We start from the raw sequence: 18,887 nt of genomic DNA on the forward strand, positions 1-18,887 counted from the left end.
AATTTTTTGCGGCCCTACGGAGTCATTCTATGCTGCAGTTTATTATTCATGATGTATTGGGTACACCAGCAATACTGGTCGGTCTGTTTTCCATGATCGGTTTATTATTGCAAAAAAAAGCAATCTCCGAGGTTATTTCCGGAACTCTTAAAACTATAATGGGTTTTGTAATACTAACATCCGGTGCGGCGATTGTTGCCACTACGTTAACAACGTTTAGCCAGTTGTTTGAGTACTCATTCCATATTCAGGGCGTTGTGCCAAATACTGACGCTATGGCGGCGTTGGCGCAGAAAAACTACGGTACCGCGACGGCAATGATCATGGTGCTGGGGATGCTGTTTAACATTGTACTTGCCCGCATTACACCGCTGAAATACATCTTTCTAACGGGGCACCACACGCTGTATATGGCGGCGATGCTGGCTGTCATTCTCTCCGTCGGCGGCTTGTCACCATTTTGGGTGATACTGGTCGGGGCGGTGATCCTCGGCATCATGATGGTGGTCTCTCCGGCCATTCTGCAGCCGTTCACTCGCAAAATAACCGGTACTGATGATCTGGCACTAGGTCATTTTGGTTCAACTGGCTATCTGCTGTCGGCGCTGGTGGGAAAAGCGGTCGGTAAAGGTAGCCCATCAATTGAAGAAATGCAGGTGCCGAAATCACTGAATTTCCTGCGGGACTCCTCGGTTGCTATCTCTCTGACGATGATGATCCTGTTTGTAATTCTGGTGCTGGTTGCAGGTAAGGAATTTGTTGAGAGCAGCGTCAGTGGTGGTCAGAACTTTATCATCTTCGCCGTTATCCAGTCGCTGACCTTTGCGGCAGGCGTGTGGATCATCCTTGCGGGTGTGCGCATGATTATTGCCGAAATTGTTCCAGCCTTTAAAGGTATCGCCGACAAGTTGGTGAAAGACGCCAAACCGGCGCTCGACTGCCCAACCGTCTTTCCGTTCGCCCCGAATGCCGTAATCGTCGGTTTTCTGTCAAGTTTTGCCGCCGGTCTGGTGAGCATGTTCCTATGCCCTTTGTTTGGTTTAAGCGTCATTGTTCCGGGTTTGGTACCACACTTCTTCTGCGGCGCGACGGCGGGCGTCTACGGCAACATCTGCGGCGGTCGCCGAGGTGCGGTGGTGGGGGCCTTCGCGCACGGCCTGCTGATTTCGTTTTTGCCTGCAATCTTGCTGCCTCTAATGGGCGACCTTGGTTTTGCATCCACCACCTTTGGTGATGCGGATTTCGGCGTTGTTGGCATCATACTTGGGCATGTCGTTTCATTATTTAACTAATTGATTCTTATAGAGGTAAGGTATGGCAGCTAAATTTTCGCCCTCGTTAATGTGTATGGATTTAACGCGGTTCAGAGAACAAATTACGGCAATGAACGCCCGGGCTGATTTTTATCACGTCGATATTATGGACGGTAGCTATGTGAAGAACATTACGTTGTCACCCTTCTTTATCGAAAATCTGAAGAAAATCACCGATGTGCCAATTGATGTGCATCTGATGGTGAATCACCCGGAAGATATAATTCCAATGTGTATTGAGGCCGGAGCCGATATTATCAGTTTCCATCCGGAAACGGCGAATAACAAAATATTCCGCCTGCTGAACCAGATTAAAGATGCTGGTCGCCGCTGTGGCGTCGTGTTGAATCCGGCAACTCCAGCGGATGCTATTAAAGAGTACGCTCATCTGCTGGATAAAGTGACCGTTATGTCGGTTGACCCCGGCTACGCAGGGCAGAAGTTTATTCCGGAATCACTCACCAAAATCAAAGAACTGATTGCGATGCGTGAAAATAAAGGCTACCACTACTTGACTGAGATTGATGGATCCTGCAACGAGAAAACCTTTAATGTGATCTCCCGGTCCGGTGTTGACGTCTTTATTGTGGGAACCTCGGGTCTGTTCTCCCTGGCGGATAATGTCAGTGATGCCTGGGATAAAATGGTCGATATCTACCAGCGCGAAGTCGCTGCCTAAAATTACAGCGCGCTCAACCGTATTAAGCCATTACTTGGGATAAAGAGTCTATTTAACCGATCTGTCTCTTTACTCTCGCTCTTGATTTATTCGGTTGAGGGCGCTGTAACCCTATTATATTAATGAAGGTGAGTTATGAATATTTCGGATGTGCTTAATGCAAAGAACATTAAGCTAAATATGATGGCTAAAACAAAAGAAGAAGCCATTGAAGAATTAACCGACTTATTAGTACTTGATGGAGTTGTCATCAGTAAAAATGATTTTCTAAAAGATGTCTGGCTACGCGAGGAACAAGGCTCCACTGGGTTCGAGAATCATGTTGCGATCCCACATGGGAAATCCTCAGGCGTAGCCCGTACTGCATTGGCTATTGGACGAACCCAGCATCAAATACCCTGGGAAACAATGGATGGTAGTGATGTTCGTTGTATTATTTTATTTGCTGTTTGTCTAGTGGATCAAAATGCAACTCATATCCGTTTACTATCACAAGTCTCTGGCTCATTAGCAGATGAAGAAATAATAGAAAAATTGCTGAAAGAAAATGATCCTCAGAAAATCATCGAACTTTTGATCCCTGAAGATGAAGGCATCAACGCTTAATTTAATCAACACCTCTGCCATAGCATAGCAAATAATTAAATCCTGGAGAATAGTTATGAATATTGTTGGCGTTACAGCCTGTACTGTAGGTATTGCACATACATATATTGCGCAAAAGAAAGTTGAAATAGCTGCGAAAAAAGCAGGGCATAATGTCAAAATTGAAACACAAGGCACTATAGGTATCGAGAATGCCTTAACCGCTGATGAGATCGCACAAGCCGACATTGTCCTGTTAGCCGCCGATGTTAAGGTTTCTGGTGAAGAAAGGTTCGCTGGAAAGAAAGTAGTCAGAGTGCCAACTGAAATGGCAGTTAAATCTCCCAATAAACTTATTGAAAAACTCAGTGAATTAGTAAATTCATAACTTTTACCTATGCGTATCCTATATAAATTAAAGGGCGTAATTTATGAATATTAAAGAAGTATGGAAAGCAGCAAACCCTAAGGGTCATCTGCTTACTGCCATCTCATTCTTGATTCCCATTGTTTGTGGTGCTGGATTTATTATTGCAATTGGTATGGGTCTTGGGGGGACGGTTCAGGACACTTTAGTACCGGGTCAATTTGATCTGTGGCAGGCCTTCGCTACTATGGGGGCCAAGGCGCTTGGACTATTACCCGTCGTTATAGCTATCGGGATTTCCGGTTCTATCGCAGGTAAGCCCGGTATTGCCCCTGGTTTTGTCGTTGGTCTGGCGGCTAATGCTATTGGTGCGGGCTTCATTGGTGGCATGATCGGCGGCTACATTTCCGGGTATATTGCTCTTGCTATTATTAAAAATATGAAGGTGCCTGACTGGGCTAGAGGGTTAATGCCCACATTGATTGTGCCATTTTTTGCATCCGTTCTCAGTGCTCTGATTATGGTTTATATCATCGGTACGCCTATTGGTATTTTTACAGACGCTCTGACATCGTTCCTGAGAAGTATGGGAACTTCATCTAATTTACTATTAGGTGCTGTTATAGGAGCGTTGTGTATCGTTGACTTTGGCGGTCCGATAAATAAAACGTGTTTTGCATTTGTCTTAACACTCCAGGCGCAGGGTATAAATGAACCAATTACGGCCCTGCAGTTAGTTAACACGGCAACACCTATCGGTTTTGGGCTTGCATTCTTTATTGCCAAACTTCTTCGCAAAAATATTTATAATAACGAAGAAATCGAAATGTTAAAATCGGCTGTTCCTATGGGGGTGGTGAATATTGTTGAAGGATCTATACCCATAGTTATGAATGATATCGTTCGTGGTATTGCTGCTGCAGCAATCGGCGGTGCTTGTGGTGGTGCAATCACCATGGTTTATGGCGCAGATGCAACAGTACCTTTTGGTGGTGTTTTGATGATTCCTACAATGTCACATCCAATGGCCGGTATTATGGCATTGATAGTTAATATATTTGTCACGGCTACTGTCTATGCCGTTATCAAAAAAGATGTTCCTCGGGATGTAATTATAAATAATGATCAAGAAGAGGAAGATATCGATTGGGATGATATTAAAATAAGCTAAGTACGTAATAAAAGTACTCCGTGCATATCGGAAAGCGTTCATCATACAGTGGGGGATTTACATCCCCCACTGGCGTGCAACATGCGAAAAAAAAGCCCGTACTTTCGTACGAGCTCTTCTTAAAATATGGCGGTGAGGCGGGGATTCGAACCCCGGATACGTTGCCGTATACACACTTTCCAGGCGTGCTCCTTCAGCCACTCGGACACCTCACCATATTGTATTGCTGCCTGACCGCTTGGGGGGCAACGGGGCGCTACTATAGGGAGTTGCGCTAAAACGGTCAAGCAGAATTTACGTGTTAACTCTCGTTTGGTTACGCATTATACATATTTCTCCGCCCAGGCAGGCGCAGAGGATTGGATTAGCGCTGAGAGTCCAGTTTTTCGCCGTTGGTCACGACTTCCTGAGCTTTGCTGTAGCTTTCGATCAGCAACTGATAAGCCGGGAAGACTTTGGTATACACTTCAGCCCATTCGGCGGCGTCTTCACGGTTCCATGTGCCCTGAATTTCAGAAGCGACGGCGGCGGTATCCATCGGCACAACGCCAGCCTGAACAACTCGAGCCAGGGTGATTTCCTGCGCCATTTTGCTGTAAGTACCGGAAGCGTCGATCACAGCGAAAACCTTATAGCCTTCCGCAACCGCGCTGATAGCCGGGAAAGCCATGCACACGCTGGTAATCGTACCGGCGATAATCAGCGTTTTACGACCAGTTGCTTTGACCGCTTTCACGAAATCTTCGTTATCCCAGGCGTTGATTTCGCCTTTACGCGCCACGTATTGGGCATGCGGCGCATTGGCGTGGATCTCAGGGATCAGCGGGCCGTTAGGTCCCTGCGGTACGGATGCCGTGGTAATCACCGGCATCTTCGCCAGAGTCGCCATTTTAGCCAGCGCGGCGGCACGCGCACGCAGTTCTGGCATTGGCATGTCGCCGACGGTCTGGAACAGCCCGCTCTGATGATCGATAAGCAGCATCACGGAATCATTCACATCGATGACTGGACGTGAACCATTAAAGTTTGCAGGACTGGACATATTCTTCTCCTTCGATTCAGATTTGGCCAAAGCGGCCGGAGTTAAAATCGCGTACGGCTTCAGCGATTTCTTGTTTCGTGTTCATTACAAACGGACCGTAACCTACAATCGGCTCGTTCAACGGTTCTCCAGAAAGCAGCAGCACGCTGGCGTCGCTGGAGGCTTCAATATGCAGCGTTTTCCCCTGCTGGCTCAGCACCACCAGTTGCGCTTCGCTGGCAGACGTAGTGCCGTTTACGGTGATATTCCCTTTCAATACCACCAGGGCAGTGCTCCATCCTTCCGGCTGGGACAACGTGAGCTGATGATTACGTTGCAAACGCATATCCCAGACGTTCAGCGGCGAGAAGGTATGTGCCGGGCCTTTTGTATCCTGATAGCTGCCCGCAATCACACGAACGCTCCCTGCTTCATCAGGCAGGGCGACAGTGGGGATCACATCGCTGCTGATGCCCTGGTAACCCGGAACGGCCATTTTGTCTTTTGCTGGCAGATTGACCCACAGCTGTACCATTTCCAGTTCGCCACCCTGACGGGTAAATTCAGGTGAATGGAACTCTTCGTGTAATATTCCTGCTCCTGCGGTCATCCACTGCACGTCGCCGGGGCCGATAATGCCGCCACGACCGGTTGAATCACGGTGTTCAACTTCGCCGCTGTAAACGATGGTCACCGTCTCAAAACCACGGTGAGGGTGTTCGCCTACGCCGCGTTTTTCGTTACCCGGCGTAAACGTATGTGGACCGGCGTAATCCAGCAGCAGGAACGGACTTAGCTGTTCAGCATGAGACTGGTAAGAAAACATCGAGCGAACCGGAAATCCATCGCCAACCCAGTGCGGGCGAGGTGCGGTGTAGACGCCTGTTACTTGTTTCATATGTGTCTCCTCTGTGGCGTTATCTTGATGTGAATAAGCTTATATTCATGACAGCGAGCTGAGTAGTAGCTAAAATAGTTCTCACTGTCTCATAAATAGGACAATTGGATGACGAAGCCAGATCTCAATGATTTTGCATGGTTTGTGCATGTTGTAGAGGAAGGGGGATTCGCGGCGGCGGGTCGGGCGCTTGATGAACCGAAATCAAAACTAAGCCGACGGATAGCGCAACTGGAAGAGACACTGGGAGTTCGACTGATTCAGCGAACCACCCGCCAGTTTAACGTGACGGAAGTTGGGCAAACCTTTTACGAACACTGTAAGGCGATGCTGGTGGAAGCGCAGGCAGCGCAGGATGCGATTGCCGCGTTACAGGTTGAACCGCGTGGCGTGGTGAAGTTGACGTGTCCGGTCACGCTGCTGCATGTGCATATCGGGCCGATGCTTGCCCGTTTTATGGCGCGTTATCCTGACGTATCAGTGCAACTGGAGGCTACTAACCGCCGCGTGGACGTTGTTGGAGAGGGCTTGGACGTGGCGATTCGCGTCAGGCCCCGACCATTTGAGGATAGCGACCTGGTGATGCGTGTGCTGGCGGACAGGGGGCATCGTTTGTATGCCAGCCCGCAGTTAATCGAGCAAATGGGAACGCTACATTCTCCGGCGGAGCTGACGCGTTGGCCGGGCCTGAGTCTGGCGACGGGTAAACATGTGCATCGTTGGGAGTTATTCGGGCCGCAGGGCGCACGTGCGGAGGTGCATTTCACGCCGCGTATGATCACCACCGATATGCTGGCGTTACGTGAAGCCGCAGTTGCCGGTGTGGGGGTAGTTCAACTTCCACAGCTGATGGTAAAAGATCAAGTAGCTGCGGGTGAACTGGTGGCATTGCTCGACGGCTGGGAACCGAAGCGAGAAATAATTCACGCAGTCTTTCCATCACGCAGGGGATTATTGCCGTCAGTACGCACATTAGTGGATTTCTTAACGGAAGAATATGCGCGGATGATTGAGGATTAAATACCTGACCTTGGCCCACAAAAAAGGCCGGTTAAACCGACCTTTTATTATCTGGACGCCATTCGGGGCGTTAAAAACAATCAGCGACTACGGAAGACAATGCGGCCTTTGCTCAGGTCGTACGGGGTCAGCTCAACAGTCACTTTGTCGCCCGTCAGGATGCGGATATAGTTTTTACGCATTTTACCGGAGATGTGTGCAGTAACCACGTGACCGTTTTCTAACTCTACGCGGAACATGGTATTAGGTAACGTATCGAGAACGGTACCCTGCATTTCAATATTGTCTTCTTTGGCCATCTAATCCTCTGGGGTATCACTACCGTAATTTGAACCGGCAAGATAATGCCGAAGTTCTTTTAATAAGTAAAGATTTGTGCGTTTAAAACACAGCAAATCGGGTTTGGCGCATTACTCTAACCACACACGGCAAAGCCGCACTTAAAGCGCAACGTGTAAGGGAACGAGGAGATAAACGATAGGCGTTGCCTGACGCGAACTGTTCCTTAACGGCGGCGGGGTAATGGGCTAAACCAACTCTGCGCGACAATTATAACACCCCGACAAAAAATGTGCCGAAAACATTCACCCCTGAGGCGAAAATAACGTCCTGGGAACCCAGAAATGGCTCGGTAGCCGCTGCTGGCGCAGTCTGCTCAGGTGTTCAAGGTACTCCCGACGTGGGGTTTCGACGGCGCCCAGCGAAGCTGTATGGCTATTTAATACCTGGCAGTCGATTAATTTTCCGCCCTGACGGATAAATTCAGTGCAAAAAACAAGCAGTGCGGTTTTGGACGCATTTTCCTGACGGCTGAACATTGATTCGCCACAAAATAGCGTACCTTGCGCCACGCCATACATACCGCCCACTAACTCATTTTGTCGCCATACTTCAATGGAGTGCGCATGGCCCAGCTCGTGCAGGCGATGGTAGGCGTCGACTACATCATGCGTTATCCAGGTGCCTTCTTCCCGGTTGTTCGCGCAGCCTTCAATCACCTGACCGAACGCGTAATTGAGCGTCACGCGATAAGGCGAGTTTTTATGAAAACGTTTCATGCTGCGGCTGAGATGAAATTTCTCGGGCCAAAGAATGGCGCGTGGATCGGGCGACCACCAAAGAATGGGGTCGCCAGGTGAAAACCACGGGAAAATTCCGCGCTGGTAGGCCATTAACAGTCGGGCTGGACTGAGATCGCCGCCAAGCGCCAACAAACCGTTAGGCTCGCGTAAAGCGCCTTCCGGTGAAGGGAAGGCTATAGAATGGCGGGACAATTGCACCAGGCGCATGACAGCGAAACTCCACTACGCGAGTTTGATCGTTCAATAATAGCTTACAGACGTTGCTTAAACTGGTAATAACGCCCCTGCCGGGCTAACAAATCTGCGTGATTACCTTGCTCAATAATGTGTCCGTTGTCCATCACTATTATTTGATCAAAACGTGACAAGCCGCGCAGACGATGTGTCACCATCAGTACGGTTTTATCGCGCATGACATCGCCAATTAATTCAAGCATTTGGCTTTCTGTTGTGGCATCAAGCCCTTCGGTCGGTTCATCCAGCAGCATCAGTGGGGCATCGTGCAATAAGGCGCGGGCGATAGCCAGACGACGGAGTTCGCCGCCAGAAAGCTGACGACCGCCTTCGCCTAACCATGCATTGAGTCCATCACCCTCTAGCAGTTTGTCCAGACCGACGCGGCACAGCATTGCGGATAATGTGTCATCACTGGCGTGCGGTGCTGCCAGCAGCAGGTTATCACGCAGCGTCGCGCTGAACAGGTGCACGCGCTGTGGCACGACGCTGATGCTCTGGCGCAGCGTGGCTTCACTGAGGGCTGAAATCGGCTGCTCATTAATCAGAATTTCGCCGTGCTGCGGATCCCATGCGCGGGTCAGCAATTGTAGCAACGTTGACTTACCGCAGCCGGTGCGACCGAGAATCGCAATGTGTTCACCGGGCTGAGCCTGCAGCGAAAGGGTGTCGAGCGCTTTTTGTGCTTGCCCCGGATAGCTGAATGAAACATCGCGTAGCGTGAGAGTGACCTGCTCAGAAACTGGAGAACCGGCATCCGGGAAGGTGACTTCTGGCTGCTGTTCGGTCAGTTCGGTGATGCGTAGCGCAGAGGCAATAACCTGTCCGAGATGCTGAAACGCGCCGGTGACGGGTGCTAATGCTTCAAACGCGGCCAGCGCACAGAAGACAAACAGCGCGATCAGCGCGCCAGGCTGGGTATTGCCACCCACGCCGCCGGAGGCCATCCATAACATCACAACCACTGCCAGTGCGCCGACTAACAGCATGACCGCCTGTGATAGCGCCGTTAATTCAGACTGACGTCGTTGGGCTTCATGCCACTGCAACTCGGTGGCTTCCATTTGGGCGCGGTAACGTTCACTGGCGCCAAAGATGGTCAGTTCAGCCTGGCCCTGCAGCCAGGATGTTAACTGCTGGCGATACTGCCCACGTAAATGCGTCAAGCTTTGCCCGGTGCTTTTACCTGCCTGATAAAAGAGTGGGGGCAGGATAAATAAGGTCAGCAGCATAATACCGCCGAGAGTGATAGCCAGCGTGAAATCGAGAACGCTTAGCCCCAGCGTGACCACCATGATGACGACAAAAGCGCCCACAAGCGGGGAGAGCACGCGCAAATAGAGATGATCGAGCGTGTCGACATCTGCCACTACGCGGTTAAGCAATTCACCTTGTCCATAACGGGACAGGCCAGCAGGGGAGAGCGGCAGCAGTTTGCTGAAGGTATAAATACGCAAATGTTGCAGCACGCGGAACGTCGCATCGTGGCTGACCAGCCGCTCGAAATAGCGGCCCGCGGTTCGGGTGATTGCCGCACCGCGTACCCCGGCAGCAGGGAGCATATAGTTAAAACTGTAAATTCCGGTGACACCCACCACAGCAGAAGCCGACAGGAACCAGCCGGAAAGCGTCAGCAAACCAATACTTGCCAGCAGTGTGACGATCGCCAGAACGATCCCCAGGGTTAACATCCATTTGTGACGTTTATACAGCGTCAGATAAGGTAGCAAAGCGCGCATTTAGATGTCCTCCTGACGATGAGCCAGTAATGTCGCAAACGCCCCGTTGGCTGCGCTAAGTTCGGCATAAGTGCCTTGTTCAACGATCTGTCCGTCCTGCATTACCCAGATAACGTCCCAGTCGGCAAGATCTTCAAGTTGGTGTGTCACCATCAGAGTGGTCTGGCGGCGTGACGCTACTTTCAACGCCTGCATCACGCGTTGTTCGCTGTGTGCATCAAGGCTGGCGGCGGGCTCGTCAAGCAGCAACAACTGACATGGATTGAGTAAGGCGCGAGCCACGGCAACGCGCTGCGCTTGTCCGACAGAAAGTCGAGCAGCCTGATCGCCTACTGGTGTATCCACACCCTGTGGCAGAAGTGGTAAAAACTCACTTACCCAGGCGCTGTCGAGTGCGGCCTGCAGCTGTTCTTCGCTGGCATCGGGGCGAGCGAGAAGCACGTTATCGCGTAACGTGGCGGCAGGGAGCTGCGGATTTTGTCCAACCCAGGACAGCTGTTTGCGCCAGCAATCAGGCGACAGGTCGCGCAGCTCAAAGCCGTTAATCCGCAGCGAACCCTGATAAGAGAGAAAACCGGACAGGACATTGAGCAACGAACTTTTGCCGGAACCGCTGCGGCCAACCAGCACCGCGCGTTGGCCCGCTGGCAGGGTAAAGTTGAGCGGACCTGCAAGCACTTTACCTTCCGGCGAGGTGATGACCAGATCTTCTGCTTCAATTGAAACTGCGTCTTTTGTTGTCAGCTCAATATCGCCACGCTCAGGATGTGCAAGCGGGGTTTCCATGAAGGTTTTCAGACTATCCGCGGCACCAACTGCTTGCGCTTTGGCGTGATAAAACGTGCCCAGATCGCGCAGGGGCTGGAAAAATTCCGGCGCCAGAATGAGCGCGAGGAAGCCAGCAGCCAATGTGACGCCTGTCCCATAGTGACCAAAATCGAGTTCACCGAGGTAGGAAAAACCGAAGTAAACCGCGACCAGTGCGATGGACAGGGAGGTAAAGAACTCAAGGACACCGGATGACAGAAACGCCAGGCGCAGGACTTCCATGGTGCGCTGGCGGAAATCTTGTGACGCTGCGCGGATGCTTTCTGTTTCAGCTTCACCGCGACCAAAGATTCTTAGCGTCTCCATACCCCGCAGGCGATCGAGAAAATGGCCACTGAGGCGAGCAAGAGCCTGAAAATTGCGGCGGTTAGCGTCGGCTGCACCCATACCAACCATCGCCATAAACAACGGGATCAGCGGGGCAGTTCCAAGCAGAATAAGGGCGGCTACCCAGTTTGACGGGAATACCGCTGCCACGATCAATAAGGGGACGCATACGGCCAGCGCCATTTGCGGCAGATAACGTGCATAGTAATCATGCATGTCATCAATCTGTTCCAGGATTAGCGTAGCCCAGCTCCCGGCTGGTTTGCCTTGTATCCAGGCGGGACCTGCTTGTTGCAGACGGTCAAGCACCTGGCGGCGAATCTCAAAGCGGATATGTTGGCCAGCATGAAACCCGACGCGTTCGCGTAACCAGACGACCCATGCTCGCAGGATGAAAATCAATACCAGCACAATGAAAGGGAGCAGAAGCGCCTCTCTGGGGATATTGTCCATGATCATATGGTCGAGAATTCGGGCCATGAGCCAGGCCTGAGCGACAATTAACAGGCCGCTCACGAACCCCAACAGGCGTGAAATGTTCAGCCATCGTTGGGAAATTACACTTTGCTGTTTTAACCAGCGGGTCAGCTCTTTTTGACGGGTTTTATTCATTGCACGCTTAGCAGGTGAGTTATTGGAATTTTTGGGCAGGACAATGTTACAACGAGGCAAAAATAAAGGCGACTTATAGTCGCCTTTTTTACTTTTGTTACTGATTTGTAAAACTTATTTGCAAGCGTCTGCCAGACCGTCGAGATAACGCTCTGCGTCAAGCGCAGCCATGCAACCGGTGCCTGCTGAAGTGATCGCCTGGCGATAAATATGGTCCATCACGTCACCGGCGGCGAATACACCCGGAATGCTGGTTTGGGTGGCGTTACCATGAATACCGGACTGAACTTTGATGTAGCCATTTTCCAGTTCAAGCTGACCGTCAAAAATGGCGGTATTCGGGCTGTGGCCGATAGCGACAAACAACCCTGCAACGTCAAGTGACTCGACGTTGTCAGTGTTTTGCGTATCGCGCAGGCGCAGTCCGGTTACGCCCATTTGATCGCCGGTCACTTCTTCCAGTGTGCGGTGGGTATGCAGCACGATGTTGCCGTTTTCGACTTTATCCATCAAACGCTTGATCAGGATTTTCTCGGCGCGGAAGCTGTCGCGACGGTGAATCAAATGCACTTCAGATGCGATATTCGCCAGGTACAGCGCTTCTTCAACAGCGGTGTTGCCGCCGCCGATCACCGCAACTTTTTGGTTACGGTAGAAGAAACCGTCGCAGGTCGCGCAGGCGGAAACGCCACGGCCTTTGAAGGCTTCTTCTGAAGGCAGACCCAGGTAGCGTGCTGACGCACCGGTGGCGATGATCAGTGCGTCACAGGTGTATTCACCGCTGTCGCCGGTCAGACGGAAAGGGCGGTTTTGCAGATCAACTTTGCTGATATGATCAAAAATAATTTCAGTTTCAAATTTGGTCGCATGTTCGTGCATGCGTTCCATCAGCAATGGGCCTGTGAGATCGTGCGGATCGCCAGGCCAGTTCTCCACTTCTGTTGTTGTGGTCAACTGACCACCTTTTTCCATACCGGTAATCAGTACCGGTTGCAGGTTCGCGCGTGCAGCGTAGACCGCAGCGGTATACCCCGCAGGGCCAGAGCCCAGAATAAGAAGTTTACTGTGTTTGGTTGCGCCCATGAGATCCCCATAGTTGTTAGCAGGCAATGAGCAGGATTGTAGGGAATTTACAGGCGTAAAAAAAGAGTATGGCGATTTTGTTAACAATATGTGTAATAGCGGGAACCGATGAACGGCAGAATTAGTCGTAATACTATAACGATTTCTACTTAAAATCGGTCAGTTATAAGGTGATAAAATGACGATTTTCCATCACTGCGAATGAATAACTGGCATGTTGTACTAAAAATCGATGTTTTGCTTTGACAATCCCCTGCTGTTTTGCGAAAACATTCAAGGAAGAAAAAAACTGTGTCATGTATGTGCTGCATAATCATGCATGTAGATACCATGTTTACCGTGTTAGCGAAATCTACGCATGGTGTGGACAGATGCCATTCGTGATGTCGATAGCCGCCGACAGGCAACGGTCTTCTCACCATAAACCCAGACATTGCGAACCGAAAATCCCTCTGGGTTGCGGTTTATTTTGATGGGTAGCGACTCTGAACAGTGATGTTGGTAGAGTCAGGCAGGAGTAGGGAAGGAATACAGAGAGACAATAATAATGGTAGATAGTAAGAAGCGCCCTGGCAAAGATCTCGACCGTATCGATCGTAACATTCTTAATGAGCTGCAAAAGGATGGGCGTATTTCTAACGTCGAGCTTTCTAAACGTGTGGGACTTTCACCAACGCCCTGCCTTGAGCGTGTGCGTCGGTTGGAAAGACAGGGTTTTATTCAGGGCTATACAGCGCTGTTAAACCCGCATTATCTGGATGCATCACTTCTGGTTTTTGTTGAGATTACTCTGAATCGTGGCGCCCCGGATGTGTTTGAACAATTTAACTCTGCAGTACAAAAACTTGAAGAAATTCAAGAGTGTCATTTGGTTTCCGGTGATTTCGACTATTTGCTGAAAACACGCGTACCGGATATGTCGGCATACCGTAAGCTGTTGGGGGAAACCCTGCTGCGTCTGCCTGGCGTGAATGACACACGTACTTATGTAGTAATGGAAGAAGTCAAACAGAGCAATCGTCTGGTAATTAAGACGCGCTAACACGGAACAGGTGCAAAATCGACGCAGTTTGATTACACTCCTGTTAATCCATACAGCAACAGTGCCGGGGCAACCCGGTGCTGTTGTCCGTTTTAGCATCGGGCAGGAAAAGCCCGAAACCTGGAGAGCCGTTTTTGAGCCAGGAATACACTGAAGACAAAGACGTCACATTGACGAAGTTAAGCAGCGGGCGCCGACTTCTGGAAGCGCTACTGATCCTTATTGCCCTTTTTGCCGTCTGGTTGATGGCTGCCTTACTCAGCTTTAACCCTTCGGATCCCAGTTGGTCGCAAACCGCGTGGCATGAGCCTATCCATAATCTGGGCGGAATACCTGGAGCATGGCTGGCGGACACGCTGTTCTTTATTTTTGGCGTCATGGCCTACACTATCCCCGTCATCATTGTCGGTGGCTGCTGGTTTGCCTGGCGACATCAGGCCAGCGACGAATACGTCGATTATTTTGCCGTCTCGCTGCGCATTATTGGCGTTCTGGCGCTGATTCTCACTTCCTGCGGGCTGGCCGCAATTAACGCCGATGATATCTGGTATTTCGCCTCTGGCGGCGTGATCGGCAGTCTGCTCAGCACCACGCTACAACCATTGCTGCACAGCAGCGGCGGCACGCTGACGTTGTTGTGCATTTGGGCTGCGGGATTAACGCTGTTCACCGGTTGGTCATGGGTGAGCATTGCGGAAAAACTGGGCGGCTGGTTACTCAATATCCTGACGTTTGCCAGCAACCGTACCCGCCGCGACGATACCTGGGTCGATGACGAAGAATATGAAGACGAAGAAGAGTCTGTCGACGCCGCTGATGGCAAACCCCATGAATCGCGCCGGGCTCGTATCCTGCGCGGTGCGTTAGCGCGCCGTAAACGTCTGGCTGAGAAATTTACCAACCCGCTTGGTCGTCATACCGATGCGGCGCTGTTCTCCGGCAAACGCATGGATGATGAAGACGAAATTGAATACAGCGCCCGTGGCGTGGTTGCCGATCCTAATGATGTGCTGTTTTCCGGTAATCGCGCGACGCTGCCTGAATATGACGAACTTGATCCGCTCCTTAACGGCCACTCGGTGACCGAGCCTGTAGCTGCAGCAGCTGCAGCTACAACGGCCGCTCAGGCCTGGAGCGCACCGGTTGATCCGTTGCTGCAAACGTCTCCCGTGACCAACACTGTTATGGAGCAACCGGTCCCAACTGTGGCCTGGCAACCCGTGCCTGGCCCGCAAACCGGTGATGCCGCGATTGCACCAGCGCCTGAAGGTTATCCGCAGCCAGCCCAGTACGCGCAACCTCCGGTGCAGCAGCCGTATGAGCCATGGCAACAACCGGTTGTGGAGCAGAGTCCGCAGCCGCAATATTACGCACAGCAGCCCGTTGAACCTGTTTATACGCAGCCTGTCGCGCCGCAGCCGGAACCTGTTTATCAGCCGGAGCCCGTGCTGCAACCTGTCTATCAACAGGATCCGACCTCTCAACAGAACGCCGCATTCCAGCAGCCTGGTTATCAGCCGGAGCCTGTGCAGCAACCTGTTTATCAGCAGGATCAAACTTTTCAACAGAGCAACCCGTTCCAGCAGCCTGTGGTTGAACAACCAACAGTGGTGGAACCTGAGCCGGTGGTTGAAGAAGTTAAACCGACTCGTCCGCCGCTCTATTACTTTGAAGAAGTCGAAGAGAAACGTGCGCGTGAGCGTGAGCAACTGGCCGCATGGTATCAACCGATCCCAGAACCTGCTCAGGAGCCTGAGCGTGTTAAGCCGTCTACGCCGTCTATGCCGACGACTGCATCCATACCGCCCGTTGAATCTGTTGCTGCCGTTGCACCGCTGGCCGCTGGCGTAAAAAGCGCCGCGTTAGGGGCGAGTGCCGCTGCCGCAGCACCTGTCTTTAGCCTTGCAGGCAGCGGTACGCCGCGTCCGCAGGTGAAAGAGGGCATTGGCCCGCAGTTGCCGCGTCCGAATCGTGTGCGCGTGCCTACTCGTCGTGAGCTGGCTTCATATGGCATAAAACTGCCGTCACAGCGTATGGCTGAAGAGAAAGCGCGCGAAGAGCAGCTTGATACAGATGCGTACAGTGACGATGAAATGGATGCAATGCAGCAGGACGAGCTGGCACGTCAGTTCGCTCAGTCTCAGCAGCATCGTTATGGCGAAGAGTATCAGGACGATACCCACCAGACTGATGACGAAGATTCAGCCGCAGAAGCGGAGCTTGCTCGCCAGTTTGCGTCTTCTCAGCAGCAGCGTTATTCCGGTGAACAGCCTGCCGGAGCGAATCCGTTCTCCCTCGATGACTTTGAATTTTCGCCAATGAAAACACTAGTGGATGAGGGTCCGCATGAGCCGCTGTTTACGCCTGGCGTAATGCCGGAGCCCGCGCCGCAGTACCAGGAACCAGTTGCGCCGCAGCAGCATTATCAGCAGCCGGCGCAGCCAGTTGCACCGCAGCAGCACTATCAGCAACCGGCACAGCCAGTTGCACCACAGCAGCACTATCAGCAACCGGCACAGCCAGTTGCACCACAGCAGCATTATCAGCAACCGGCACAGCCAGTTGCACCACAGCAGCATTATCAGCAACCAGCGCAGCCTGTTACACCGCCGCCGCAGGATAGTCTGATCCATCCGCTGCTGATGCGTAATGGGGATAGTCGTCCGGCGCACCGTCCAAGCACGCCGCTGCCATCGTTAGATCTGCTCACGCCGCCGCCGAGCGAAGTTGAGCCGATAGATACGTTCGCACTAGAACAAATGGCACGTCTGGTGGAAGCGCGTCTGGCGGATTTCCGCATTAAAGCCGATGTGGTGAACTACTCTCCTGGCCCGGTGATTACCCGCTTTGAGCTTAATCTGGCTCCAGGGGTTAAAGCGGCGCGTATTTCTAACCTGTCACGAGATCTGGCGCGTTCATTGTCGACCGCGGCGGTACGTGTGGTCGAGGTTATTCCAGGCAAACCGTATGTTGGACTGGAGTTACCGAACAAAAAACGTCAAACCGTTTATCTGCGTGAAGTACTGGATAACGCTAAATTCCGTGATAACTCATCTCCGCTGACTGTGGTGCTGGGCAAAGATATTGCTGGCGAACCGGTTGTGGCCGATCTGGCTAAAATGCCGCACCTGCTGGTGGCAGGGACAACCGGTTCCGGTAAGTCTGTTGGGGTGAACGCCATGATCCTCAGCATGCTGTACAAAGCGCAGCCGGAAGACGTTCGCTTTATCATGATTGACCCGAAAATGCTGGAACTTTCTGTTTATGAAGGTATTCCACATCTGCTGACTGAAGTTGTGACCGACATGAAAGATGCCGCCAATGCCTTGCGTTGGAGCGTCAATGAAATGGAACGTCGCTACAAACTGATGTCGGCGCTTGGCGTGCGTAACCTTGCCGGTTATAACGATAAGATTGCTGAAGCCGCCCGTATGGGACGTCCGATTCCAGACCCATACTGGAAGCCGGGCGACAGCATGGATGTTCAGCATCCGGTGCTGGAAAAACTGCCGTATATCGTGGTGTTGGTGGATGAATTCGCTGACCTGATGATGACCGTTGGCAAAAAGGTGGAAGAACTGATCGCTCGTCTGGCGCAAAAAGCGCGTGCGGCGGGGATCCATCTGGTGCTGGCAACCCAGCGACCATCAGTTGACGTTATCACCGGTCTGATTAAAGCGAACATCCCGACGCGTATCGCCTTTACAGTGTCCAGTAAAATTGACTCGCGTACCATCCTTGACCAGGGCGGCGCGGAATCGCTGTTGGGTATGGGTGACATGCTTTATTCTGCACCAAACTCGACGATCCCTGTACGTGTACACGGCGCCTTTGTACGCGATGAAGAAGTTCACGCGGTAGTTCAGGACTGGAAAGCGCGCGGCCGTCCACAATACGTTGATGGCATTACCTCTGACAGCGAAAGCGAAGGCGGCGGTGGCGGCTTTGATGGTGGCGAAGAACTGGATCCGCTGTTCGATCAGGCGGTGAACTTTGTTACTCAGAAACGCAAAGCCTCAATCTCCGGCGTCCAGCGTCAGTTCCGTATCGGTTACAACCGAGCGGCGCGCATCATCGAACAGATGGAAGCGCAGGGAATAGTCAGCGAACAAGGGCATAATGGTAATCGTGAAGTGCTGGCTCCGCCGCCCTTCGAATGATTGCAAAGTTAAGTAATTCAGTATTTTCTACTTTCCTCATGCTGATTTTTGGCCTGAAATGGATAGCAGAGGGATCTCCCCGTTGGGAGTGACGTATTTTGAGGAATAACGATGAAAAGAATCGCAATCACCTGTGCATTACTGTCTAGCTTTGTGGTGAGCAGCGTCTGGGCTGACGCTGCCAGCGACCTGAAAAGCCGTCTGGATAAAGTCAGTAGCTTCCATGCCAGCTTTACTCAGAAGGTCACGGACGGTAGCGGCGCGGCGGTGCAGGAAGGTCAGGGCGACTTATGGGTTAAACGCCCTAATCTGTTTAACTGGCATATGACGCAGCCTGACGAGAGCATCCTGGTTTCCGATGGTAAAACGCTGTGGTTCTTTAACCCGTTTGTTGAGCAGGCGACTGCGACCTGGTTGAAAGACGCCACGGGTAACACTCCGTTTATGCTGATTGCGCGTAACCAGGCCAGCGACTGGCAACAGTACAACATTAAGCAAAACGGCGACGATTTCGTGCTGACGCCAAAAACCAGCAGCGGTAACCTGAAGCAGTTTACTATCAATGTTGGGCGGGACGGGACGATCCACCAGTTTAGTGCCGTTGAGCAAGACGATCAGCGCAGCAGCTATCAGCTGAAATCCCAGCAAAATGGTGCGATTGAACCTTCGAAATTTACCTTTACCCCGCCGCAAGGTGTAACGGTTGACGATCAACGTAAGTAGAGG

At 51.7% G+C, this 18,887-nt stretch carries 16 protein-coding genes and 1 tRNA gene; 9 read left to right on the top strand and 8 right to left on the bottom strand.

Annotation, left to right across the window (positions count from 1 at the left end):
• The first annotated feature begins 29 nt into the window (after window positions 1-29).
• The 5 genes from ulaA to OGX89_RS20250 all read left to right on the top strand — a co-directional run bounded on the left by ulaA (window position 30) and on the right by OGX89_RS20250 (window position 4,115).
• Complete coding sequence (gene ulaA / locus OGX89_RS20230; protein ID WP_126956752.1) at window positions 30-1,292, top strand: PTS ascorbate transporter subunit IIC; 1,263 nt, start codon at window positions 30-32, stop codon at window positions 1,290-1,292.
• A 22-nt stretch (window positions 1,293-1,314) separates the two neighbouring features.
• The gene (gene alsE, locus OGX89_RS20235) at window positions 1,315-1,992 is read left to right on the top strand and encodes a D-allulose 6-phosphate 3-epimerase (protein WP_063940634.1); all 678 of its coding nucleotides are present in this window, start codon (window positions 1,315-1,317) and stop codon (window positions 1,990-1,992) included.
• A gap of 135 nt (window positions 1,993-2,127) precedes the next feature.
• Complete coding sequence (locus OGX89_RS20240) at window positions 2,128-2,598, top strand: PTS sugar transporter subunit IIA (RefSeq protein ID WP_063940633.1); 471 nt, start codon at window positions 2,128-2,130, stop codon at window positions 2,596-2,598.
• Between the two features lie 55 nt (window positions 2,599-2,653).
• A complete protein-coding gene (locus tag OGX89_RS20245) occupies window positions 2,654-2,965 on the top strand; it encodes a PTS fructose transporter subunit IIB (protein WP_063940632.1) in 312 nt (103 codons plus the stop codon).
• 43 nt (window positions 2,966-3,008) lie between these two features.
• Complete coding sequence (locus OGX89_RS20250; protein ID WP_063940631.1) at window positions 3,009-4,115, top strand: PTS fructose transporter subunit IIC; 1,107 nt, start codon at window positions 3,009-3,011, stop codon at window positions 4,113-4,115.
• Window positions 4,116-4,242: 127 nt separating this feature from the next.
• Here OGX89_RS20250 and OGX89_RS20255 read toward each other — a convergent pair.
• From OGX89_RS20255 to OGX89_RS20265, 3 genes are all read right to left on the bottom strand, one after another.
• Window positions 4,243-4,330: transfer RNA gene (locus tag OGX89_RS20255), tRNA-Ser, on the bottom strand.
• Between the two features lie 149 nt (window positions 4,331-4,479).
• Window positions 4,480-5,157 (bottom strand): isochorismatase family protein, encoded by a 678-nt coding sequence (locus OGX89_RS20260; RefSeq protein WP_032939929.1) that lies wholly within the window; start codon window positions 5,155-5,157, stop codon window positions 4,480-4,482.
• 16 nt (window positions 5,158-5,173) lie between these two features.
• Window positions 5,174-6,034, bottom strand: a complete 861-nt coding sequence (locus OGX89_RS20265) for a pirin family protein (protein ID WP_003831674.1) — start codon at window positions 6,032-6,034, stop codon at window positions 5,174-5,176.
• A 108-nt stretch (window positions 6,035-6,142) separates the two neighbouring features.
• On the opposite strand from OGX89_RS20265, the gene OGX89_RS20270 reads away from it, so the two are divergent.
• A complete protein-coding gene (locus OGX89_RS20270; protein ID WP_003831675.1) occupies window positions 6,143-7,054 on the top strand; it encodes a LysR family transcriptional regulator in 912 nt (303 codons plus the stop codon).
• An 80-nt stretch (window positions 7,055-7,134) separates the two neighbouring features.
• On the opposite strand, the gene infA is transcribed toward OGX89_RS20270, so the two are convergent.
• From infA to trxB, 5 genes are all read right to left on the bottom strand, one after another.
• Complete coding sequence (gene infA / locus OGX89_RS20275; protein WP_002211347.1) at window positions 7,135-7,353, bottom strand: translation initiation factor IF-1; 219 nt, start codon at window positions 7,351-7,353, stop codon at window positions 7,135-7,137.
• A 285-nt stretch (window positions 7,354-7,638) separates the two neighbouring features.
• A complete protein-coding gene (gene aat, locus OGX89_RS20285) occupies window positions 7,639-8,343 on the bottom strand; it encodes a leucyl/phenylalanyl-tRNA--protein transferase (RefSeq protein ID WP_003831883.1) in 705 nt (234 codons plus the stop codon).
• 44 nt (window positions 8,344-8,387) lie between these two features.
• Window positions 8,388-10,109: a heme ABC transporter ATP-binding protein/permease CydC gene (gene cydC, locus OGX89_RS20290; RefSeq protein ID WP_057068008.1), complete on the bottom strand. Its 1,722-nt coding sequence runs from the start codon at window positions 10,107-10,109 to the stop codon at window positions 8,388-8,390.
• Window positions 10,110-11,876 (bottom strand): heme ABC transporter permease/ATP-binding protein CydD, encoded by a 1,767-nt coding sequence (cydD, locus tag OGX89_RS20295; protein WP_126956754.1) that lies wholly within the window; start codon window positions 11,874-11,876, stop codon window positions 10,110-10,112.
• 114 nt (window positions 11,877-11,990) lie between these two features.
• A complete protein-coding gene (trxB, locus tag OGX89_RS20300; RefSeq protein ID WP_003831889.1) occupies window positions 11,991-12,959 on the bottom strand; it encodes a thioredoxin-disulfide reductase in 969 nt (322 codons plus the stop codon).
• A 547-nt stretch (window positions 12,960-13,506) separates the two neighbouring features.
• Here trxB and lrp point away from each other — a divergent pair.
• The 3 genes from lrp to lolA all read left to right on the top strand — a co-directional run bounded on the left by lrp (window position 13,507) and on the right by lolA (window position 18,884).
• Window positions 13,507-14,001, top strand: coding sequence for a leucine-responsive transcriptional regulator Lrp (gene lrp / locus OGX89_RS20305; protein ID WP_002439523.1), 495 nt, complete (start codon window positions 13,507-13,509; stop codon window positions 13,999-14,001).
• A gap of 134 nt (window positions 14,002-14,135) precedes the next feature.
• Window positions 14,136-18,161, top strand: coding sequence for a DNA translocase FtsK (ftsK, locus tag OGX89_RS20310; protein WP_126956756.1), 4,026 nt, complete (start codon window positions 14,136-14,138; stop codon window positions 18,159-18,161).
• Between the two features lie 111 nt (window positions 18,162-18,272).
• Entirely contained in the window at window positions 18,273-18,884 is a 612-nt protein-coding gene (lolA, locus tag OGX89_RS20315) for an outer membrane lipoprotein periplasmic chaperone LolA (RefSeq protein WP_003831898.1), read from the top strand.
• Window positions 18,885-18,887: the final 3 nt, after the last annotated feature.

The organism is Citrobacter sp. Cpo103, assembly GCF_030332605.1.
Taxonomy (GTDB): Bacteria; Pseudomonadota; Gammaproteobacteria; order Enterobacterales; family Enterobacteriaceae; genus Citrobacter; species Citrobacter portucalensis.